The sequence below is a fragment of the Bradyrhizobium sp. AS23.2 genome (assembly GCF_001908185.1).
Taxonomy (GTDB): Bacteria; Pseudomonadota; Alphaproteobacteria; order Rhizobiales; family Xanthobacteraceae; genus Bradyrhizobium.
Genome location: NZ_LGHM01000021.1, coordinates 76,094 through 96,988 on the forward strand (window position 1 = coordinate 76,094; position 20,895 = coordinate 96,988).

Sequence of the window (20,895 nt, forward strand, 5' to 3'; positions counted from 1 at the left end):
CGATTTGGCTTAAACCGTCACAAATTTGCAACATGCGCCGCTTGCAGGACGCAACTGCAACGGCGCTCTCGCGATCGGCTGGGAGCGATTATTGCCCCACGGGGCCGCGACTCGCGACACACCCGCCTGCCGAAGCGTTAAGCAAGGGATGACGCTTTTTCACACCTTACGCGGCGGTTCAAACTAGCCCAGTATTGAGGCACTTCATCCCATGCAAGCGCATCAGCGAATGTTAGATCCGACGCCCAACGGCCTGCATTCCGGCGAGGCCCCGCTGCTTCAGACGATCGGGCTCACCAAGCGCTATGGTGATTTCCTCGCCAACGACTCCATCGACATCGACATCTGGCCGAAGCAGATCCACGCGCTGCTCGGCGAGAACGGCGCCGGCAAGTCGACGCTGGTCAAAGCGATCTACGGGCTGATCCAGCCCAGCGCCGGCGAGATTCGCTGGCAGGGCGCTCCGATCGTGCTGTCGGGGCCGTCGGAAGCACGCAGCCGCGGCGTCGGCATGGTGTTTCAGCATTTCTCGCTGTTCGACAATCTCACCGTCGCCGAGAACGTTGCACTCGGTCTCGACGGCAAGGAATCCTTCAAGGACATGTCGGCGCGCCTCGAACAGGTGTCGAAGACCTATGGGCTGCCGCTCGATCCCAGGCGCGAAGTCTGGCAATTGTCCGTCGGCGAACGCCAGCGCATCGAGATCGTCCGCGCGCTGATGCAGGATCCGAAATTCCTGATCCTGGACGAGCCCACCGCGGTGCTGACGCCGCAGGAAGCAGACCAACTCTTCATCGTGCTGGAGCGGCTCAAGGCCGAAGGCCGCGCCATCCTCTACATCAGCCACAAGCTCGAGGAGGTGAAACGCCTCTGCGACACCGCCACGATCCTGCGCGGCGGCAAGACGGTCGAGACCTGCAATCCAAGGCTCGAGACCGCCGCCTCGCTCGCGCGCATGATGGTCGGCAGCGAGGTCAAGGAAGTGAAAGCAGCCGCGGGCCGGCAGACCACCGTGCCGCGGCTCGTCGTCAACGATCTCTCACTCACCCCAAGCGAGGCGCATGGCGTGCGGCTCGAGCACATCTCGTTCGAGCTGAAGGGCGGCGAGATCCTGGGCATCGCCGGCGTCGCAGGCAACGGCCAGGACGAGCTGTTCGCCGCGCTGTCCGGCGAGCGCCTGTCGAAGGACCCCGGCACGGTGGTGATCGAAGGCATCGCCGCCGGCCACCTCTCGATCACGCAGCGGCGCAAGCTGGGTGCCGCTTTTGTGCCCGAGGAGCGGCTGGGCCACGGCACCGCACCGCGCATGAAGCTGTCGGAGAACGCGCTGCTGACCGGGCATGCCGCCAGCGGCATGGTCCGTCACGGCTTCATCGACACCGCGGCCACGCTGAAGACCGTGGACCGTGCGACCGAAACCTTCGACGTACGCAAGGCCAAGCGCGATCCGGAAGCTGCGAGCCTCTCCGGCGGCAATCTGCAGAAATTCATCGTCGGACGCGAGATCCTGCGCAACCCGGCGGTGCTGGTGGTGAGCCAGCCGACCTGGGGCGTCGATGCCGGCGCCGCCGCCGTCATCCGTCAAGCCCTGCTCGATCTGGCAACCGCAGGCGCCGCCGTGCTCGTGACCAGCCAGGATCTCGACGAGATCGCCGAGATCGCCGACCGCATCGCCGTGATGTTTCATGGCCGACTGTCCGCTCCGCTCGCCACCAGCGAAGCGACGCGAGAGAAGCTCGGCCTTCTCATGGGCGGCAGCAGCCTGGAGCCGAAGGAGGCCGCGCATGCAGTTGGTGCTTGAGAAGCGCGCCGAGCGCTCCAACACAATCGCGCTGGTCTCGCCTCTGATCGCGATCGGCCTCACCATCGCGACCATGATCGTCCTGTTCGCGATCCTCGGCAAGAATCCGCTCCTCGCCCTGCACGCCTATTTCATCGCGCCGTTGACTGACGGTTATTCGCTGCAGGAAATCGCCGTGAAGGCGACGCCGCTGGTGATGATCGCGATCGGGCTATCGCTCTGCTATCTCGCCAACGCCTGGAATATCGGCGCCGAAGGGCAATTCCTGATCGGCGCGGTCGCCGGAAGCTGGATCGCGGTGAAGACACAGGGCACCGACGCCGGCGCCTGGGTGCTGCCGGCGATGCTGGTGCTCGCGGCAGCCGCGGGCGCGCTGTATGCGCTGATCCCGGCGATCTGCAAGGTGAAGTTCGGCGCCAGCGAGATCCTGACCAGCCTGATGCTGGTCTATGTCGCCGATCTCTTCCTCGACTATCTCGTGCGCGGCCCCTGGCGCGATCCGCACGGCTTCAACTTCCCGACCACGGCTGAATTCGATCCGGTCGCGACGGTACCGCTGTTGATCGAAGGCGGCCGGCTGCATCTCGGCTCGATCATCGCCCTGCTTGTCGTTGCAGCCGCCGCGATCCTGCTCGGACGGACCATCAAGGGGTTCGAGATCCGCGTGGTCGGCGCCGCCCCCCGCGCTGCACGGTTCGGCGGCTTCAATGCCAATCAGCTGGTCATCCTGACCTTCGCGGTCTCCGGCGCGCTCGCGGGCCTCGCCGGCATCATCGAGGTCGCGGGCCCGGTCGGACATCTCCAGCCCGGCATTTCGCCCGGCTACGGTTTTACCGCGATCATCGTTGCCTTTCTCGGCCGGCTGAACCCGCTTGGAATACTAATTGCAGGCCTTTTTCTCGCACTGACCTTTATCGGCGGCGAACAGGCGCAGATCGCGATGAAGATCCCATTGGACGTCACCAAGGTTTTTCAGGGCATTCTGCTGTTCTACGTGCTCGCCTGCGATTCCCTCATCCTCTACCGCTTCAAGCTGGTTTTCCCGAACCGACAGGTGGCCCGTGGAACTCATTGAGGCCATCATCCTGGCGGTGCTCGCCGCGTCGACCCCACTCCTGATCGCGGCGACCGGCGAGCTCGTGACCGAGCGCTCCGGCGTGCTCAATCTCGGCGTCGAGGGCATGATGATCGTCGGCGCCGCCTGCGGTTTTGCCGGCGCCTGGCTGACCGGTTCGATCTTCATCGGCGCCCTGTTCGGCATCATTGCGGGCACGCTGATGTCGCTGGTCTTCGCGCTGATGGCGCTCGGGCTCGCGGTCAACCAGGTTGCGACGGGTCTCGCGCTGACCATCCTTGGGATCGGGCTCTCAGGCCTGATCGGCGCCGGCTTCGTCGGCGAGCGCATCACACCGGCGATGCATCTCTACATTCCCGGCCTCACCGACATCCCGTTGATCGGCCGCGTGTTGTTCGGCGAAGATGCCTTCGTCTATTTCTCGCTGGCGCTGATTATCGGCGTCTGGTGGTTCCTCTACCGCACGCGACCGGGCTTGATCCTGCGTGCCTGCGGCGACAATCATGTCTCCGCCCATGCGCTCGGCTATCCCGTGCTACGCATCCGCACCTTCGCCGTGATGTTCGGCGGCGCCTGCGCCGGCCTTGCCGGCGCTTATCTGCCGCTCGCCTATACGCCGTTCTTCATTCCCGGCATGACCGCCGGCCGCGGCTGGATCGCGCTGGCGCTGGTCGTGTTCTCGTCGTGGCGGCCGGGCCGGCTCGTCGTCGGCGCCTATCTCTTCGGCGCGGTGACGATCCTGCAGTTGCACGCGCAAGGCTGGGGCGTCGGCATTCCCTCGCAGTTCATGTCGGCACTGCCTTACCTTGCGACTGTCATCGTCCTGGTCCTGCTCTCCCGCGCGCGCACCGGCGGCTCGACCGCACCGGCCGCGCTCGGCACTGTGTTCGTGCCTGATCGCTGATCTTTTTTTCCGCGACGGGCGCGATGGGGCGCGCACGCTGCGGATCGTGGACTTCCCCTGACGTTTGGAGATTGATGATGAGGAAATCACTTCTTGCGCTGACTGCCGGGCTCTTGCTTGCCGGCAGCATCAGTGCAGCCTCCGCCGCCGACAAGCTGAAAGTCGGTTTCATTTACCTCGGCCCGGTCGGCGATCTCGGCTGGACCTATCAGCACGAGCTCGCCCGCCAGGCGCTGGTGAAGGAGCTCGGCGACAAGATCGAGACTACCTTTCTCGAAAACGTGCCTGAAGGTCCCGACGCCGAACGTTCCATCGAGCAGCTCGTCCGGGCCGGCAACAAGCTGATCTTCACCACCTCGTTCGGCTATATGGATCCGACGCTGAAGGTCGCCAAGAAATATCCGAACGTGCACTTCGAGCACGCCACCGGCTACAAGCGCAACCCGAACATGTCGACCTACTCGGCCAAATGGTATCAGGGGCGCTACATCCAGGGCCTGATCGCGGCCAAGATGTCGAAGTCCGGCGTGCTCGGCTATATCGGCTCGTTCCCGATCCCGGAGGTCGTCTCCGGCATCAACGCGACGATCCTCGCGGCACAGACCATCAACCCGAACATCAAGGTCAAGATCATCTGGGCCAACACCTGGTTCGATCCGGGCAAGGAAGCCGACGCCGCCAAGGCGCTGATCGACCAGGGCGCCGACGTCATCATGCAGCACACGGATTCGCCGGCGGCGATGCAGATTGCCAGCGAACGCGGCAAGCTCGCCTTCGGCCAGGATTCCGAGATGATCAAGTTCGGGCCCAAGACCCAGCTGACCTCGATCCTCGACACCTGGGGCCCTACTACATCGCCCGCGTCAAGGCCGAGCTCGACGGCACCTGGAAGTCCGAGGACAGCTGGGGCGGTCTCGACAGCCATATGTTCGCGATGGCGCCCTACACCAACATGCCTGACGACGTGAAGAAGATCGCCGAGGATGCCCAGGCTGCGATCATTGCGGGCAAGCTGCACCCGTTCAAGTGCCCGGTCATTGGGCAGGACGGCAACCCGGTCGAGTGCAAGGGCGGCGATCACCTCGACGACGGCCAGATCCTCGGCATGAATTTCTACGTCAAAGGCATCGACGACAAGCTGCCGGGCAAGTAGCACGCTTCTTGCATCGCCGAGATCACCTGCTCCTCCCGGAGGAGGTTCGGAGGGGGTGGCCAGAAGCACCCGGCACTTGTGGTCGCCCCCTCCTTCTATTCCTGCCCTGATTATCCCGCCTGCATCGCTCGCGCCGCTGAACTGTGGCGGCGGATGAGGTCGGCGACATCGAGACCCGGGATCGCACCGTCGATCACGGCCCATTTTCCCGCCACCATGACCCGGTCGGCCCGATGCGCCCCGCACAGCACCAGCGCGGCCAGGGGATCGCCGTGGCCGGAGAAGCGCAGCTCGTCGAGCCTGAACAGCGCAAGATCGGCAGCCTTGCCGACGGCGATCTCGCCGAGTTCCGGCCGACCGACGCACGCCGCCGAGCCCTTGGTGGCCCAGCGCAGCGCATCCTTGTGGCTGACCTTCGTCACCCCATAGCGCGCCCGCTGCAGCAGGAAGGCGGCGCGCACCTCCTGAATCAGGTTCGATCCATCGTTGGACGCCGAGCCGTCGACGCCGATGCCGATCCCGACGCCGGCCTCTTCCATCTCGCACACCGGGCAGCAACCCGACGCCAGAACCTGGTTGCTGCAGGCGCAATGGCTGATCGTCGTCTTGGCCCTGCCGAGCCGCTTCATCTCGTCAGCATTGAAGAAGATGCCATGGGCAAGCCAGGTCCGCGCATTGAGCCAGCCGCATTGCTCGAGATAGTCGAGCGGACGGCAGCCATACATCTGCTGGCAGAACCTGTTCTCGTCCTCAGTTTCAGCGAGATGGGTATGCAGGCGGACGTCGAGCTTTTCGGCGAGATCGGCGGTGGCACGCATCAAGGACGTCGTCACCGAGAAGGGCGAGCATGGCGCCAGCGCGATCTGCACCATCGCATCCGCGCCGCGCTGATGATGCTTTGCGACCACGCGCGCGCTGTCGGCGAGGATGGCGTCCTCGTCCTGCACGACGCTGTCAGGCGGCAGACCGCCGTCGCGCTGCGACAGGTTCATCGAGCCGCGCGTGAGCAGCACGCGCACGCCGAGCCGCTTTGCGACTGCGACCTCGATATCGACGGCGTCCTCGAGTCCTGCCGGAAATACGTAGTGATGGTCCGTCGTGGTGGTACAGCCGGAGAGCAGGAGCTCGGACATCGCCACGGTGACACCGAGCTCGAGCGATTCCGGTGTCAGCTTCGCCCATACTGGATAGAGCGCCTGGAGCCAGGGAAACAACTCACGGTCCATCGCCCCCGGCAGCGCCCGCGTTAGCGTCTGGTAGAAATGATGGTGAGTGTTGATCAGGCCCGGCAGCACGACATGATCGCCTGCATCGAACATCGCGACATCCGCGGCCGCAGGTGCACCACCAGCCGGCACGAGCTCGACGATCCGGCCATCCCTGACCACGATCCCGCGCTCCGCACCGTCGGCGAGTATGGCCAGGGGATCCCTGATCCAGATCGGCTTTGGCTCACTCATGATCCTGCTTCTCCTCACATCCGCTGACGGCAGGCCAGTAGCCACCCCGAACGCTTTCCTGCTGCGACTTGTTGTTGCGACTTGGCTCCGGTCTTGCAAGACTCTCCCGTACGATTCACCCGGCGGAAGCGTTGGCGCAGCCATGGATTTGAATACCATCACAGCCGTAGCCCATCCGCAAACGCGCGCGCAGCTGCCCGTTTGGACGGCAGGTGATGCTTGGCTCGCGGGCGGCACATGGCTGTTCTCGGAGCCGCAGGTCAACTTGAGGCGATTGATTGATCTCACCGATCTGAAATGGCCGACGCTGACGATCGCGGGCAGCCATCTCTCCATCGCCGCCACCTGCACCGTCGCACAGCTCGATGGACTAGCCTGCCCGCCCGACTGGCTCGCGGCACCTCTGATCGGCCAGTGCTGCCGCGCCTTCCTCGCCTCATTCAAGATCTGGAAGACGGCGACGGTCGGCGGCAATCTCTGCATGTCGCTGCCCGCGGGACCGATGATCTCGCTCACCTCCGCGCTCGATGGCGTCTGCATCATCTGGAAGGCCGGCGGCGGCGAACAGAAGATACCCGTCGTCGACTTCGTCACCGGCAACCAGCGCAATCGCCTGACGCCGGGAGACCTGCTCCGGCAGATCGATATCCCACTTGCCGCGCTGAAGCGCCGCACGGCCTTTCGCCAGATCTCGCTGGCACCGGTCGGCCGCTCGGCGGCGCTCCTGATCGGCAGCCTGGATACCGATGGCACGCTGACGCTGACGGTGAGCGCATCGACGGTGCGGCCGATCCAGCTGTCCTTTGCCAAGCCACCGGACGCGAGCGCGCTTCACGACGCGATCGCAGAGCAGATCCCGGATGATCTGTACCACACCGACCTCCACGGCAAGCCGCTCTGGCGCAAGCATATGACGCTACGGCTCGCCGAAGAGATTCGCGGCGAACTCCTGGGGGCGACGCCGTCATGAGTTTCGAGGTCAACGGCAAGCCTTTTTCGCAAGAGCCCCGCGCCGGTCAGTGCCTCCGCACATTCCTGCGCGAGCTCGGTCATTTCGGCGTGAAGAAGGGCTGCGATGCCGGCGATTGCGGCGCCTGCACCGTGCTGCTGGACGGCGAGCCCGTGCATAGCTGCCTGATCCCGGCGTTCCGCGCCGAAGGCCGTGCCGTTACCACGATCGAAGGACTTGGCGGAGACAGCGGCGCGCATCCGATGCAGCAGGCCTTCCTCGACGCGCAAGGCTTTCAATGCGGCTTCTGCACCGCCGGCATGATCCTGACCTGCGCGTCGCTGAACCAGGCGCAGCGCACCGATCTCGGCTCTGCGTTGAAGGGCAACATCTGTCGCTGCACCGGCTATCGCTCGATCGAGGACGCGCTGCTCGGCAAGATCAATGTCGAGGAAAGCGTCGAGGCCGGCGCCGCATTCGGCCGCAGCCTGCCGGCCCCCGCAGGCCCCGAAATCGTGCGCGGCAAGGCGCGCTATACGTTCGACACGCAGATTGACGGCCTGCTGCATATCAAGCTGCTGCGAGCACCTCACGCCCACGCGAAGATCGTCGCGATCGACAAGTCGGACGCCCTTCGCGTCCCCGGTGTGCACGCGGTGCTGACGCATGAGGATGCGCCATCGGTCCTGATCTCGACCGCGCGGCATGAGAAGGACTGGATGGATCCCGAGGACACCCGCATCCTCGACGACGTCGTCCGCTTCATCGGACAGAAGGTCGCCGCTGTCGTCGCCGAAAGCGAAGCCGCCGCAGAGGAAGCGTGCCGCCGGCTGAAGGTCAGTTACGAGATTCTGCCTGCCCTGATTGATCCGGAGCAGGCGATGGCGCCGGGCGCGCCCATCATTCATCCCGACCGCACCACCGCGAACCGCGTCGCCGATGCCCAGCGCAACCTCGCCGCGGAGACGCATGGCGAGTTCGGCAACGTTGCGGCCGCGCTCGCCATATCCGCCGTGACCTTCGAGGGCACCTTTCACAGTCACCGAGTGCAGCATGCGGCGCTCGAGACTCACGGCGGTCTTGCCTGGCTCGATGAGTCCGGCGTGCTCAATGTCCGCACCTCGACGCAGGTCCCATTCCTGACCCGGCGCGCGCTGTCGGACATCTTTGGGCTTCCCATGGACAAGGTCCGCGTGTTCTGCGAGCGCGTCGGCGGCGGGTTCGGCGGCAAGCAGGAGATGTTCGTCGAGGACATTCTGGCCCTCGCCGCGCTCAAGACCGGACGGCCGGTGAAGCTGGAGCTTACCCGCGAGGAGCAGTTCATCGCAACCTCGACGCGGCATCCGATGCGGGTCGACATCAAGGCCGGCGCCGATGCCGACGGCAAGCTCACCGCGCTTCAGCTCGACGTACTCTCCAACACTGGAGCTTACGGCAATCACGCCGGCCCGGTGATGTTTCACGCGCTGGCGGAGAGCATCAGCGTCTACAACTGCCCGAACAAGAAGGTCGACGGCGCCGCCGTCTACACCAACACGGTGCCATCAGGCGCATTTCGCGGCTACGGCCTTCCACAGGCGCTGATCGCGGTGGAGGCCGCGATCGACGAGCTGGCAAAGCAGCTCGGCATCAGCCCCTACGACATGCGCCGGCGCAACATCGTCAAGCCCGGCGATCCCATGCTGTCGCCGCCCCCGTCCGAATTTCACGATGTGCTCTATGGCTCCTACGGCCTCGATCAGTGCCTCGATCTCGTCGAGCGCGCGATGCGGTCTGATGGCCCGCAGCCGGACCTGTCGCCGGAATGGCTGATCGGTGACGGCATCGCGCTGACCATGATCGACACGGCGCCGCCGGCCGGTCACATCGCCGACGCGACGATCGCGCTGCGCGAGGACGGCGGGTTCGACCTCACCGTCGGCACCGCCGAGTTCGGTAACGGCACCAGCACCGTGCATCGGCAGATTGCAGCAACGACGCTCGCGACCACCGTCGACAGGATCCGCCTGCTTCAGTCCGACACTGCCCATGGCGGCCACGACACCGGCGCCTATGGCAGCGCCGGCACCTTCGTTGCCGGCAAGGCGACGCATGCGGCGGCCATGCAGCTTGCAATCGAGCTAATGGCAGTCGCTGCCGGTGCCTGGTTATGCGACGCCGCGAGTTGCACGCTCGAAGGCGAGGCCGTCGTCTGCGGCGTGCGGCGCATGTCGTTCGTGGAACTTGCGAAGCTCGCGCGCGAACGCGGACAACCGTTCGCGGCCGGCGGCAATTCCGGGGGCACGCCGCGCTCGGTCGGCTTCAATGTCCAAGGGTTTCGCGTTGCCGTGAACACGGGCACCGGCGAGCTCAAAATTCTGAGGAGCGTGCAGGCGGCGGACGCAGGCGTCGTCGCCAATCCCATGCAATGCCGCGGCCAGGTCGAAGGCGGTGTCGCGCAGGCGCTTGGTGCCGCGCTCTATGAGGAGATGGTGATCGATGCGAACGGCCGCGTCACCAATGCCAAATTCCGCGACTACCACCTGCCGTCCTTCGCCGACGTTCCGCGCACGGAAGTCTTCTTCGCAGACACATCCGACACGATCGGACCGCTGGGTGCGAAGTCGATGAGCGAGAGCCCGTACAATCCGGTCGCAGCCGCGCTCGGCAACGCGATCGCGGACGCCACCGGCATCCGCTTCACGGCGCCACCGTTCAAGCCAGACCGGCTGTTTCCCGCGCTGCTCGAAAAGTTCGGATCCTAGCTGCCGCGATAGGTCGAATAGCTCCAGGGCGTGACGAGCAGCGGCACGTGATAGTGGCTTTCCGGCTCGCTGATCGCAAAGCGCAGCGGAATCTCGTCGAGGAATGGCGGGTCGGACATCGGCACGCTGCGCTCGGCGTAATATTTTCCGACGCTGAATTTGAGCTCGTAGCGGCCGATCGGCAATGGCCGGCCGCCGATCAGCGGCTGGTCGGTGCGGCCGTCCGCATTGGTCACAGCGCGTGCGATCACGCGGCTCTCGCCGAGATTTGCGAGCTCGACCAGCTCGACCGCAATGCTGAGCGCGGGCTTGCCGGCGTGATTGTCCAGCACATGGGTCGAGAGCCGGCCGTGCACTTTCAATTTGTCGTCGGCCGCGACGAGCTGATCGAGCCGCAGTGCGGAGATGCGGCCGATCTCCTCGATCGCGCGCCGGATCTCGGTCTTCGCAATATTGCGCAACCGCATCTCGAAGTCACGCAGCACGGAATCCCTGGTGTGACGGCGCACGCAGACGATATAGGGGAAACCAAACTTGTCGCGATAGGCGTTGTTGACGCGCTCGAAGGCCGCGTATTCGGCGTCCGAAAGCCGATCGAGCCCGGCGCTGTTCTGCTCTTCGGTCGATTCCGCGGTAAGGCCCGCCGCGCGCTGGGTCTTGTTGGCGAGATCGGGATGCGCCCGGATCAGCGCAAGCTGCACGTCGGGTTCGGCACTCTGGATCACAGCCATCAGCGCCGCATGCAACTGATTGATTCCAGCGAACGGCCGCTTCCCGGCGAGCTGCTCGGCGATCCACGGCGAGTATTCGACGACATTCGCAAGGACCGCGACGAAGCTGGCTTTATCAGCGGCGTTGAGATCGGCGAGTGAGATTTGCGACATTGCTCTCTCACCCGATTTCGAATGCGTCGGCGGCAAGATGCGCGAGCTTGTCGTGCCAATGCTGCGCGATCTGCAATCGCGTTGGCACCCAGACGCGCTCGTGCTTGCCGATATAGCCGAGGAAGCGGATCAGGCCGGCGGCGCGGCCGGGCCGACCGGCGAGGCGGCAGTGCAGGCCGACCGACATCATCTTCGGCGCGGTCTCGCCCTCGGCGTAGAGCACGTCGAATGCGTCCTTCAGATAGGTGAAGAACTGCTCGCCCTCGGCAAACCCCTGTGGGTTGATGAAGCGCATGTCGTTGGCATCAAGCGTATAGGGAATGACGAGCTGCTTGCCGCTCAGGCCCTTGACCCAATAGGGCAGATCGTCGGCATAGGAGTCGCAGAGGTAGAGGAAGCCGCCCTCCTCCATCAGGAGACGGTTGGTGTTGATCGAGGAGCGCCCCGTGTACCAGCCGAGCGGCCTTGCACCGGTCGCCTCGGTGTGGACGCGGATCGACTCGGCGATCTCGGCGCGCTCCTGCGCCTCGGTCATGTCCTTGTGCTCGATCCATTTCAGGCTGTGGCTCGCGATGTCCCAGCCCGCCTCCTTCATTGCCGCGACGATTTCCGGATTGCGCCTCAGCGCCGTGGCAACGCCGAACACGGTCGTCGGCCAGTTGCGCGCGGTGAACATCCGCCACAGCCGCCAGAAGCCGGCGCGCGAGCCATATTCGAACATCGATTCGATATTGGCATGGCGCTGGCCCGGCCAGGGCTGTGCGCCCAGCACGTCGGACAAAAAGGCTTCCGAGGCGCGGTCGCCATGCAAAATGTTGTTCTCGCCGCCTTCCTCGAAATTGACGACGAACTGCACCGCGATCCGCGCATTGCCAGGCCACTGCGGATGCGGCGGGTTGCGGCCGTAGCCGCGGAGATCGCGCGGGTAGCGGGCGTCCGTCACTCAGACTTCCTCGAAGCGGATCGGCAGCGCGCCCTTCCACAACACGCTCTTGCCGAGGGGCGCGAGATTCTCCAGCCCCGAGGTCAGCGTGATGAAGTGATTGCCGGCGAGCTGGCCCATCTTGCTCGCGAAGTGCACGCCGCCATAGGCGAGCAGAATTTCGGTCTCGCTGATGCCGCCTGGATAGAGGATGATCTGACCGGGCGCGGGATAGCTGGTGTGGTTCTCGTAGCCGACGCCGAAATCGAGGTCGCCGAGCGGCATCCAGACGCCTTCGCCGCTCCAGCGCACATGGATGATGTGGCTTTCGAACGGCATCGCCTTGCGAAATGCAGCGACGGTCCTGGGTGCCAGTTGCTCCTCGAAGCGGGCATCGAAGGTGTAGTCGCCGGCGCGGATAACGAGTTTGCTCATCTCATCTCTCTGGATCGGAGGCGATGGACCTCACGGGGAACTTTCAAGCAAAGAGCATTCCAGACCGGATCGCGCAAGTGGCGCGCCCCGTCACCTGCGGTCGTAGGACCAGCCGAAAATGCCGCTCCGCCGCACCTCCGGCTCGGGCTCGGCGGCCGGCGCGGGTGCCTCCTTCAGTTCAGCCTGCGGCGATGGCGGAGGCGGCGCCGGCAGATTCTCGCATTTCATCGAGTAGACCAGCTTGCCGTCCGCGGTGCGCCCGATCGGGGCACAAGGGTCCGGATGCGCCGCCGAGGTCTTCGGAGTCAGCTTGACTTGCGCCGCCGCCGGCGAGGCGATCAGGAGAAGGACCAGCAGATATCTCGACATCGTTGTCGCCCGGGAACTCAATACGCCCCATTCAACCGGATTGCATGAGCCAAGTCCATCGGCGCTGCGGACGCCATTGCTGAATATTTAGCCGGGACCAAAAAATTGGCTCGCCCCATCGTGATCTCGCGATCCTCGGCACGATCTTTCCCGGCGCTGCGGGAGGTCGATCCGCTCGAATAACCCTAGGACAACGCGCCGAGCACGCCGCGCGTGGCCTTGTCGATCTCCTCGACATAGCGGCGGCGAGCGAAGGTCTCGGTGAGGAAGCCGACCACCTTGCGGCTGTCGGTGGAATCGACCACCGCCAGCATCTCGGCCTCCGCCTCGTCGAACACCGCCATCGCCGACTTCACGTTCATTTCCGGGATCAGCACGATGTCGATCAGGCGCGCGAGCTCGATCACCTGGATGTCGTCGGCGATGGTGTCGAGATCGCCCGAGAACAGATCGGGCAGCATGACGAGGCCGACGTACTCGTCGGCATTGTTGACGATGACGATTCCGGGCCGCGATCCCAGCGCGAACTCGCGACGCACGGCAGCAATCGTCGTGGTCGAGGGCACCTTGCCGACGTCAGAGCGCATCAGTCGCTCGACGGTCAGGTTTCGCAGCCAACCGACGTCGTTGGCGCTCCGTATGGTCTCTCCGCGCAGATGCAGGCGCCAGGTCGAGAAAGAGTGTCCGAACATGAAGCGGACGCAGATCGAGGTGACGATGCAGCCGGCCAGCACCACCGCGGTGACGTCGACGTTGCGCGTCATCTCGAGCACGAGGAACGACATGGTCAAGGGACCGCCGACGATGGCGACGCCGAGCGTCGCCATGCCGGTCAGCATCGCGACCAGCGGATCGATCGCGAAGTTCGGGCTGACCAGCAGGAGAACCCCAGCGAAGAATTTTCCGATCAGGCTGCCGACGAACAGCGAGGCGAAGAACAGACCGCCGCGGAAGCCCGAGGCGAGCGAGATCAGACAGGCCGTCAGCTTCAGGCCAATGATCAGCGCGACGAAACCGATCGTCATGTCGTGAAAGAGATCGAGGATCATGGCGCCGTGGCCGGCCGCGAGCACCTGCGGCGTGACGATGGCGAAGCCGCCGACGATGAGGCCGCCGATTACAGGGCGGAACCAGACCGGCAGCCAGGCGAACAGGCGCTCGAACGTCGATGACGAGCGCATCACGGCGATACCGACGCCGCTGGTGACAAGCGCAAGCCCGATCAACGCCAGATATTGCTCGACGCCGACCGAGCTGACCTTCGGTATTTCGATCGAGTAAGGCGCGCCACCGAGCCATTGCGCAGTCAGGGCACCCGCAAGCGAGGCTGCCAGGATCGGCGCCGCGCTGCCGACCGAGTAGACGCCGACGATCAGCTCGCAGGCGTAGAAGGCGCCAGTGATCGGCGCGCCGAACGCCGCTGCGATCGCCGCGGCAGCGCCGCAGCCGACCATCAGACGCAAATCGTTGCGGCGAAGATTGAAGAACTTGCCGAGCAGCGAGGCGATGCCGGAGCCGATCTGAGTATAGCCGGCCTCGAGGCCGACGGAGGCGCCACAGCCGTTCGAGATCAGCGTCTGGCTCGACACCACCACACTGTCTCGCATCGACAGATTGCCGCCGCGCAGCGCATTGGCCTCGATCGGGTCGACCGCGTTCGATATCTTCATCCGCCGCCGCGACCATTCCATGATGCCGAGCGCCAACCCGCCGAGTGCGGGAGCGGTCAGCGCCGCCCAGGGGGTCACGCGCGCATTGGCGGAAAGGCGGACGTCGACGGGAATGCCGTAGATCACCACGTGGGCAATCTGCGCGATCTCGGCCATCAGCGTTACGACCGCGCCGGCCAGCGTGCCGATCACGAGCGCGAGCGGGATCAGGTAGAACTCGTTGCTGCGCAGGAGCGCGCGCAGCCGAACCATGGTGCGGTTCGTCCCCTTGCCGTCGACGAAATATCTGATCCGCGCGAACACCGCTTGCCCGTCCTAGCCTTCCGACATTCCGTAGCCGGCCATGCGCTGGCGAACCCGTTCGATCTCGCCGCTCGAGAGCAGCGGCGGTGTCCCGATCTGGAGACAGCCGTGATATTGCCGCGCCAGCGTCTCGACCTCAACGGCGAGCCACATTGCCTTGTCCAGCGTCTTGCCGACCGCGATCATGCCGTGGTGGTCGAGCAGGCAGGCGAGCCGGCCCTCCAGCGCCCGCACCGCATGCTCGGAGAGTTCCGCTGTGCCGAAGGTGGCATAGGGCGCACAACGGATGCTGTCGCCGCCCGCGGCCGCGATCATGTAGTGCACGGGCGGGATCTCCATGCCCATGATCGCCAGGATGGTGCAATAGGTCGGATGGGCATGCACCACGGCGTTGACGTCGGGCCGCGACTTCAGGATGTCGCGATGAAAGCGCCACTCGCTCGACGGCTTCTGGCTGGGCGCATGCGAGCCGTCCATTGCCATGAACACGATCAGCTCCGGCGTCATGGCATCGTAGGGCACGCTGGTCGGCGTGATCAGGAGCCCATTTCCAAAACGCACGCTGATGTTGCCCGAGGTGCCCTGGTTGATGCCGAGCGCATTCATGCGGCGGCAGGCGTCGATGATGGCCTGTCTCTTGTCGAGCTCGTCCGCTGTCATCGACATCCCGATTTCCTGGCGATGGGCGTTTGTCAGACCGGAAGTACGTCAAAGCAATATGGCAGTGCAAGCGAAAGCGGCCTGGATCCGGCGCCGCCTCGCCGCCAGACCCGCGCCCCATAAAATGGGCCGTAAAATCAACACATTAGCAGATTGCCGCGCCCTACGACAGGCTCACCCGGGCGGCCGCGATGCCATTGATCACGAACTGCACCGAATAGGCCGCGAGCAGCATGCGGAGCACGCGCGAGAGCACGGCATTGCCGGTGCGCCCGAGGGTCCGCGCGATCAGGCTCGCGGAGACAAAGCACAGCATCGCGAGGAACATTTGCTTACGCAGACTCTTGATCGCCCGAGGGCGGCGAGGCTGCTTCAGGAGACGCTCGACGCGGAAGAAGCGACCGACGATGCGCTCACCGAGCTCGCCACTTCCGCCATCAATCTCGAAGCGGAAGACGAGTATCGCGCCGCCGCCTGATATGGGCGACGCGCCTCACTATTGCCTCCGGCGCCGCAGAACATCTCCGTGGCGTCGAAGCGTCTGACGGCAAGGGCCATCTCTGGTTCGGGGGGCCAGGCATGCTCCAAACGCGCGATGCTGGAATTCCGGGGAACCATCCCCATATGCTGGTTTTCCAATCGCAGCGCCTTCCCCCAGAGTTTGCCCATGCAACCCAAAAATCCCCTCGACTGGATGCTGTCCGAAGCCCTGGACTCGCTGACCCGCGCCGAACGGCTGCGGCAGCAGTTCGGCCGTCAGGAAGCCTGCTGGGAGCCGCCGATCGACGTGCTCGAAACCGAGCATGAGCTCCTGATCCTGGTAGCGCTTCCCGGGGTCAATCCCGACAATGTCGAGACGGTGATCCATGACGGCGTGCTCGTCATCTCCGGCCAGCGCACCCTTCCGCCGGAGCTTCGCAACGCCCGTATCCACCGGCTTGAGCTGCCGCAGGGCCGCTTCGAGCGGCGCATCGCGCTTCCCGTTGGCCGCTACGCCATCAGCCGCTTCGTGATGGACGGCTGCGTCGCACTGCGCCTCGCCAAATCCTGAGGTCGATCATGGCCACCGAACAGATGAACAACGCCCAGACCAATTCCCAAAACAATTCTGAAGTGAAGATCCCTGAAGACGCGCTGATCATCATCCCCGTGCGCGAGATGGTGCTGTTTCCCGGCGCCATCGCGCCGATCGCGATCGGCCGCCAGAAGTCCATCGCCGCGGCACAACAGGCGCTGCGCGAGCAGCGGCCCGTCGGCATCGTCCTGCAGCGCAGCCCCGAGATCGAGGAGCCCGGGCCGGACGATCTCTACAGGGTCGCAACCATCGCCAACATCGTGCGCTACATCACCGCGCCCGACGGCACACATCACATCGTCTGCCAAGGCGTGCAGCGCGCGCGCATCCTCGACTTCCTGCCGGGCACACCGTTCCCGGCTGCTCGCATGCAGCAGATCCCGGAGCCGACCACGACCTCGCCCGAGATCGAGGCGCGCGCGCTGAATCTGCAGCGCCAGGCCATCGAGGCGGTCGAGCTGCTGCCGCAGGCGCCGCCGGAGCTGGTCGCGATGTTCCAGAACACCACCGCGCCCGGCGCGCTGGCGGATCTGGCGACCTCGTTCATGGACATCAAGCCGCAAGACAAGCAGGAGGTGCTGGAGACAATCGACCTCGCCCTGCGCGTCGAGAAGGTGTCGAAGCACCTGGCCGAGCGGCTGGAGGTGCTGCGCATCTCCAACGAGATCGGCCAGAAGACCCGCGCCAGCTTCGACGAGCGGCAGCGCGAGGCGATCCTGCGCGAGCAGATGGCGACTATTCAGCGTCAGCTGGGCGAAGGCGACGGCAAGGCCGCCGAGGTCGCCGAGCTGACGGCTGCCATCGCCAAGGCCAACATGCCGCCGGAGGCGGAGGCGCACGCCAAGAAGGAGCTGCGCCGCTACGAACGCATGCCGGAGGCCGCCGGCGAAGCCGGCATGGTCCGCACCTATCTGGACTGGCTGATCGAGCTGCCCTGGGCGTTGCCGGCGGAGAAGCCGATCGACATCAAGGAGGCGCGGCGCATCCTGGATGCCGATCATTTCGGACTGGAGAAGATCAAGAGCCGGATCATCGAATATCTGGCGGTGCGCAAGCTCGCCCCGCAGGGCAAGGCCCCGATCCTGTGCTTCGTCGGCCCGCCCGGCGTCGGCAAGACCTCGCTCGGCCAGTCCATCGCGCGCGCGATGGATCGTCCCTTCGTGCGCGTCAGCCTCGGCGGCGTGCATGACGAGGCCGAGATCCGCGGCCATCGTCGGACCTATATCGGCGCGCTGCCGGGCAACATCATCCAGGGCATCAAGAAGGCGGGCGCACGGAACTGCGTCATGATGCTGGACGAGATCGACAAGATGGGCCGCGGCGTGCAGGGCGACCCTTCCGCTGCCATGCTGGAGGTGCTCGACCCCGAGCAAAACGGGACGTTCCGGGACAATTACCTGGCCGTGCCATTCGATCTGTCGCGCGTGGTGTTCATCGCGACCGCCAACATGCTGGACCAGATTCCGGGTCCACTCTTGGACCGCATGGAGCTGATCAGTCTCGCCGGCTACACCGAGGAGGAGAAGCTGGAGATCGCGCGGCGCTACCTGGTGCGGCGGCAGCTGGAGGCCAACGGCTTGACGGCCGAGCAGGCCGAGATCGAGCCTGAGGCACTGAAGCTGATCGTGAAGGGCTACACCCGCGAAGCCGGCGTGCGCAATCTGGAGCGCGAGATCGGCAAGGTGTTCCGCTACGCGGCGGTGCAGGTCGCCGAGGGCACGGCTGCGACGGTCGTGGTGACGCCGAAGGACATCGCCACGGTGCTCGGCCAGCCGCGCTTCGAAGGCGAGATCGCGCAGCGCACCAGCATTCCGGGCGTGGCCACCGGCCTTGCCTGGACGCCGGTCGGCGGTGACATCCTGTTCATCGAGGCCTCGCGCGTGCCAGGCAGGGGCGGGATGATCCTGACCGGCCAGCTCGGCGACGTCATGCGCGAGAGCGTGCAGGCTGCGATGACGCTGGTGAAGAGCAGAGCCTCGCAGCTCGGCATCGATCCGTCGCTGTTCGAGAAGAGCGACATCCACGTTCACGTTCCGGCGGGCGCAACCCCGAAGGACGGACCGAGCGCGGGCGTTGCGATGTTCACGGCGCTGACCTCACTGCTCACCAATCGCACGGTGCGCAGCGACACTGCGATGACCGGCGAGATCTCGCTGCGCGGCCTGGTGCTGCCGGTCGGCGGCATCAAGGAGAAGGTGGTGGCGGCGGCCGCTGCCGGATTGAAGCGGGTGATGCTGCCGGCGCGCAACAAGCGGGATTACGACGACATCCCGCAGAGCGCGCGGGACAAGCTCGAATTCATCTGGCTGGAGCGCGTCGACGAGGCGATCGCCGCTGCGCTCGAGCCGGCTGATGCCAAGGTCGAAGCGGCGGAGTGAATGCGATGAAGAAACTGCTGGAAAGAACAAGGCGATCGCGGAAGACGCAGCGGCTGCGTCAGTTACTGGACCGCGCGATCGACCGGGTTCGTGATGCACTGGCGGCACCGGAGCCGCGGCTTCAGCCGGTCCCGGTCCGGGTGAAGCGCCGCAAGGGCTGAACCCCTCCGCTTCAGCCCTCGCGGTCGTCAAATATAAAAGGCCCCCTCCTTCGAGGGGGCCTTTGCGTTCTTAGCCCACAGCGTCCTTGGCGGCCTTGACCGGGCGGGCGCGGACGATCTTCCGGGCCGGCTTGGCCTTGAACATCATCTCTTCACCCGTGAACGGGTTGGTGCCCTTGCGCGCCTTGGTCGCGGGCTTCTTGATGACCACGAACTTGGCGAAGCCCGGCACCAGGAACAAGCCGTTCTTCTTGAGCTCCTTGTGACCGACGTCGGTCAGCGTCTCCATGACGCTCTTGACGTCGCGCTTGGAAAGCTCGGTGGCGGTCGCAATCTTTTCGATCAGCTGCGATTTCGACATTTGGGTTGGCATCGTGTCTCCTCTGATTCGTTGCCGGTTGCATATTAGACCAACCGGCGAAGGCCTATAGCCTTCTGCACAGTTTTGTCGCGATTTTACGGGCTTTTTTGCCCCCCTGTGGCAAAAACCCCTGCATTTTAGCGGCTTCCTGAGCGGACGGCGCCTCGGGCAGCGGTTTTTGCCTTGTTTCAAAGGCCCGCAAGCAGTCTTGCTAAAGCTGATTCGCTGCTTTCGACAAGCGACGACCGGCCTCTTTGCCGGAGGCCGGTCGCGATTCACCCTGAAAAATAAGGCTAGACGCGCTCTATGATGACCGCCGGCGCCATGCCGCCAGCAGCGCACATGGTGACGAGACCGCGCTTGAGGTCGCGCCGTTCGAGCTCATCGAGCACCGTGCCGATCAGGATCGAGCCGGTCGCGCCGATGGGATGACCGAGCGCGATCGAGCCGCCATTGACGTTGACCTTGGCGCGGTCGAGCTTGAGGTCGCGGATGTATTTTTCCGCAACGACCGCGAAGGCCTCGTTGATCTCGAACAGGTCGATGTCGTCAATGGTCAGCCCCGCCTTCGCCAGCACCTTGCGCGTCGCCGGCACCGGCGCGTTCAGCATCAAGGTCGGCGAGTCCCCCATGTTCGCCATCGCGACGACGCGGGCGCGGGGCTTGAGGCCGTGGGCCTTGGCGTAAGCGGGCGACGCCAGAAGGATCGCGGCGGCGCCGTCGACGACGCCGGACGAATTGCCGGCGTGGTGCATGAAGTCGATCTTCAGGTCCGGATATTTCTGCAGGATCAGGCCGCGATAGGTCGTGCCTTTGTCGTCGAGGGCGTAGTCGGCGATCGCGGGGAATGCCGGCTTCAGCGCGCCGAGGCCTTCCATCGTGGTCTGCGGCCGCGGATACTCTTCGTGGTCCAGCGCGAGGCTGCCGTCCTCGCGGTGAACAGGAACCAGGCTCTTCTTGAAGTGACCGTTCGCCATCGCATGCGCTGCGCGCTTCTGGCTTTCGAGCCCGAGCGCATCGACATCCTGACGCGTGATGCCTTCCAGCGTCGCGATCGCATCGGCACAGACGCCCTGGTGCGACTGCGGATGCCGCGCGCGCAGGCGCAGATTGCCGTTGTCCATCATCATCGGGCCGCCGCCGCGACGTCCCTCCATCGACATCATCTCGCAGCCGCCCGCGATGACGAGATCTTCCGCTCCCGACATGATCGAGGCCGCCGCCATGTTGACGCTGGTGATGCCGGAGCCGCAGAAGCGGTCGAGCGTCACGGCGCTGGCACGCACATCGTAGCCCGCATCGAGCGCCGACATGCGGCCGAGATCGCCGCTTTGCGTTGCAACCTGCGCACTGCAGCCCCAGACGATGTCGTCGACGTCGGCGGTGTCGATCCCGGTGCGATCGGCGAGCGCGCGCAGCACGGTTGCACCGAGTTGCTGCGGATGAATGCCCGAAAGCGCTCCCTTGCCGGCCTTGCCGACGCCTCGCGGGGTCCGGCAGGCATCGATGATCAGCGCGTCAACCATTGGCGTTGTCCTCTTGTTATGGATGTTGAGAGGCGTTGTGAATCAGGGGGAGAGTTGAGTCAATG

General features: G+C 65.1%; 18 protein-coding genes and 2 pseudogenes. 10 read left to right on the forward strand and 10 right to left on the reverse strand.

Annotated features, from left to right (window positions below; genetic code table 11):
- The first annotated feature begins 229 nt into the window (after positions 1–229).
- The 4 genes and pseudogenes from AC630_RS04560 (at position 230) to AC630_RS04575 (ending at position 4,933) form a co-directional block, all read left to right on the forward strand.
- Positions 230–1,801 carry an ABC transporter ATP-binding protein gene (locus tag AC630_RS04560; protein WP_074117274.1) on the forward strand — a complete coding sequence of 524 codons (1,572 nt, stop codon included), beginning with the start codon at positions 230–232 and terminating at the stop codon, positions 1,799–1,801.
- Positions 1,785–2,876 (forward strand): ABC transporter permease, encoded by a 1,092-nt coding sequence (locus AC630_RS04565; protein WP_074117275.1) that lies wholly within the window; start codon positions 1,785–1,787, stop codon positions 2,874–2,876. Before AC630_RS04560 ends, AC630_RS04565 begins: the two co-directional genes overlap by 17 nt.
- Positions 2,863–3,780 carry an ABC transporter permease gene (locus AC630_RS04570; RefSeq protein ID WP_074117276.1) on the forward strand — a complete coding sequence of 306 codons (918 nt, stop codon included), beginning with the start codon at positions 2,863–2,865 and terminating at the stop codon, positions 3,778–3,780. Before AC630_RS04565 ends, AC630_RS04570 begins: the two co-directional genes overlap by 14 nt.
- 77 nt (positions 3,781–3,857) lie before the next feature.
- Positions 3,858–4,933: pseudogene (locus tag AC630_RS04575) on the forward strand (BMP family ABC transporter substrate-binding protein).
- A 110-nt stretch (positions 4,934–5,043) separates the two neighbouring features.
- Here AC630_RS04575 and AC630_RS04580 read toward each other — a convergent pair.
- The gene (locus AC630_RS04580) at positions 5,044–6,393 is read right to left on the reverse strand and encodes an 8-oxoguanine deaminase (RefSeq protein ID WP_074117277.1); all 1,350 of its coding nucleotides are present in this window, start codon (positions 6,391–6,393) and stop codon (positions 5,044–5,046) included.
- Positions 6,394–6,535: 142 nt separating this feature from the next.
- On the opposite strand from AC630_RS04580, the gene AC630_RS04585 reads away from it, so the two are divergent.
- Both AC630_RS04585 and AC630_RS04590 read left to right on the forward strand, forming a co-directional pair.
- Entirely contained in the window at positions 6,536–7,363 is an 828-nt protein-coding gene (locus AC630_RS04585; protein WP_074117278.1) for an FAD binding domain-containing protein, read from the forward strand.
- Positions 7,360–10,086, forward strand: a complete 2,727-nt coding sequence (locus AC630_RS04590) for a molybdopterin-dependent oxidoreductase (protein WP_074117279.1) — start codon at positions 7,360–7,362, stop codon at positions 10,084–10,086. Before AC630_RS04585 ends, AC630_RS04590 begins: the two co-directional genes overlap by 4 nt.
- Here the strand turns inward: AC630_RS04590 and uraD are convergent.
- From uraD to AC630_RS04625, 7 genes and pseudogenes are all read right to left on the reverse strand, one after another.
- On the reverse strand, positions 10,083–10,970 hold the full coding sequence (gene uraD, locus AC630_RS04595; RefSeq protein ID WP_074117280.1) for a 2-oxo-4-hydroxy-4-carboxy-5-ureidoimidazoline decarboxylase: 888 nt from the start codon (positions 10,968–10,970) through the stop codon (positions 10,083–10,085). The genes AC630_RS04590 and uraD overlap by 4 nt on opposite strands.
- Before the next feature lie 7 nt (positions 10,971–10,977).
- Positions 10,978–11,913: an allantoinase PuuE gene (gene puuE, locus AC630_RS04600; RefSeq protein WP_074117281.1), complete on the reverse strand. Its 936-nt coding sequence runs from the start codon at positions 11,911–11,913 to the stop codon at positions 10,978–10,980.
- Entirely contained in the window at positions 11,914–12,327 is a 414-nt protein-coding gene (locus AC630_RS04605) for a DUF3830 family protein (protein WP_074117282.1), read from the reverse strand.
- A 90-nt stretch (positions 12,328–12,417) separates the two neighbouring features.
- A complete protein-coding gene (locus AC630_RS04610) occupies positions 12,418–12,696 on the reverse strand; it encodes a hypothetical protein (protein WP_074117283.1) in 279 nt (92 codons plus the stop codon).
- Between the two features lie 185 nt (positions 12,697–12,881).
- Complete coding sequence (locus tag AC630_RS04615; RefSeq protein WP_074117284.1) at positions 12,882–14,669, reverse strand: chloride channel protein; 1,788 nt, start codon at positions 14,667–14,669, stop codon at positions 12,882–12,884.
- Positions 14,670–14,681: 12 nt separating this feature from the next.
- Positions 14,682–15,335, reverse strand: coding sequence for an L-fuculose-phosphate aldolase (locus AC630_RS04620; RefSeq protein WP_208866956.1), 654 nt, complete (start codon positions 15,333–15,335; stop codon positions 14,682–14,684).
- A 157-nt stretch (positions 15,336–15,492) separates the two neighbouring features.
- Positions 15,493–15,651 (reverse strand): annotated as a pseudogene (locus AC630_RS04625) (MarC family protein); the annotation flags it as partial.
- Positions 15,652–15,657: 6 nt separating this feature from the next.
- On the opposite strand from AC630_RS04625, the gene AC630_RS43405 reads away from it, so the two are divergent.
- The 4 genes from AC630_RS43405 (at position 15,658) to AC630_RS45205 (ending at position 18,943) form a co-directional block, all read left to right on the forward strand.
- Entirely contained in the window at positions 15,658–15,807 is a 150-nt protein-coding gene (locus AC630_RS43405) for a DUF892 family protein (protein WP_143197808.1), read from the forward strand.
- Positions 15,808–15,996: 189 nt separating this feature from the next.
- Entirely contained in the window at positions 15,997–16,380 is a 384-nt protein-coding gene (locus tag AC630_RS04630) for an Hsp20/alpha crystallin family protein (RefSeq protein ID WP_007601432.1), read from the forward strand.
- 8 nt (positions 16,381–16,388) lie between these two features.
- Positions 16,389–18,782: an endopeptidase La gene (gene lon / locus AC630_RS04635; protein ID WP_074117285.1), complete on the forward strand. Its 2,394-nt coding sequence runs from the start codon at positions 16,389–16,391 to the stop codon at positions 18,780–18,782.
- Between the two features lie 5 nt (positions 18,783–18,787).
- Positions 18,788–18,943: a hypothetical protein gene (locus tag AC630_RS45205; protein WP_167561130.1), complete on the forward strand. Its 156-nt coding sequence runs from the start codon at positions 18,788–18,790 to the stop codon at positions 18,941–18,943.
- Positions 18,944–19,013: 70 nt separating this feature from the next.
- Here AC630_RS45205 and AC630_RS04640 read toward each other — a convergent pair whose 3' ends face one another.
- Both AC630_RS04640 and AC630_RS04645 read right to left on the reverse strand, forming a co-directional pair.
- Positions 19,014–19,316, reverse strand: a complete 303-nt coding sequence (locus tag AC630_RS04640) for an HU family DNA-binding protein (RefSeq protein WP_014493658.1) — start codon at positions 19,314–19,316, stop codon at positions 19,014–19,016.
- Positions 19,317–19,597: 281 nt separating this feature from the next.
- Positions 19,598–20,830, reverse strand: a complete 1,233-nt coding sequence (locus AC630_RS04645) for an acetyl-CoA C-acetyltransferase (RefSeq protein WP_074117286.1) — start codon at positions 20,828–20,830, stop codon at positions 19,598–19,600.
- Positions 20,831–20,895: the final 65 nt, after the last annotated feature.

Bases quoted from the DNA above. Each gene is read 5' to 3' on its own strand.
- AC630_RS04580 (WP_074117277.1), bottom strand. From the start codon at position 6,393: ATGAGTGAGCCAAAGCCGATCTGGATCAGGGATCCCCTGGCCATACTC.
- AC630_RS04565 (WP_074117275.1), top strand. From the start codon at position 1,785: ATGCAGTTGGTGCTTGAGAAGCGCGCCGAGCGCTCCAACACAATCGCG.
- AC630_RS04605 (WP_074117282.1), bottom strand. From the start codon at position 12,327: ATGAGCAAACTCGTTATCCGCGCCGGCGACTACACCTTCGATGCCCGC.
- AC630_RS04610 (WP_074117283.1), bottom strand. From the start codon at position 12,696: ATGTCGAGATATCTGCTGGTCCTTCTCCTGATCGCCTCGCCGGCGGCG.
- AC630_RS45205 (WP_167561130.1), top strand. From the start codon at position 18,788: ATGAAGAAACTGCTGGAAAGAACAAGGCGATCGCGGAAGACGCAGCGG.
- AC630_RS04560 (WP_074117274.1), top strand. From the start codon at position 230: ATGTTAGATCCGACGCCCAACGGCCTGCATTCCGGCGAGGCCCCGCTG.
- AC630_RS04640 (WP_014493658.1), bottom strand. From the start codon at position 19,316: ATGCCAACCCAAATGTCGAAATCGCAGCTGATCGAAAAGATTGCGACC.
- AC630_RS04590 (WP_074117279.1), top strand. From the start codon at position 7,360: ATGAGTTTCGAGGTCAACGGCAAGCCTTTTTCGCAAGAGCCCCGCGCC.
- uraD (WP_074117280.1), bottom strand. From the start codon at position 10,970: ATGTCGCAAATCTCACTCGCCGATCTCAACGCCGCTGATAAAGCCAGC.
- AC630_RS04630 (WP_007601432.1), top strand. From the start codon at position 15,997: ATGCAACCCAAAAATCCCCTCGACTGGATGCTGTCCGAAGCCCTGGAC.
- AC630_RS04585 (WP_074117278.1), top strand. From the start codon at position 6,536: ATGGATTTGAATACCATCACAGCCGTAGCCCATCCGCAAACGCGCGCG.
- lon (WP_074117285.1), top strand. From the start codon at position 16,389: ATGGCCACCGAACAGATGAACAACGCCCAGACCAATTCCCAAAACAAT.
- AC630_RS04620 (WP_208866956.1), bottom strand. From the start codon at position 15,335: ATGTCGATGACAGCGGACGAGCTCGACAAGAGACAGGCCATCATCGAC.
- AC630_RS04645 (WP_074117286.1), bottom strand. From the start codon at position 20,830: ATGGTTGACGCGCTGATCATCGATGCCTGCCGGACCCCGCGAGGCGTC.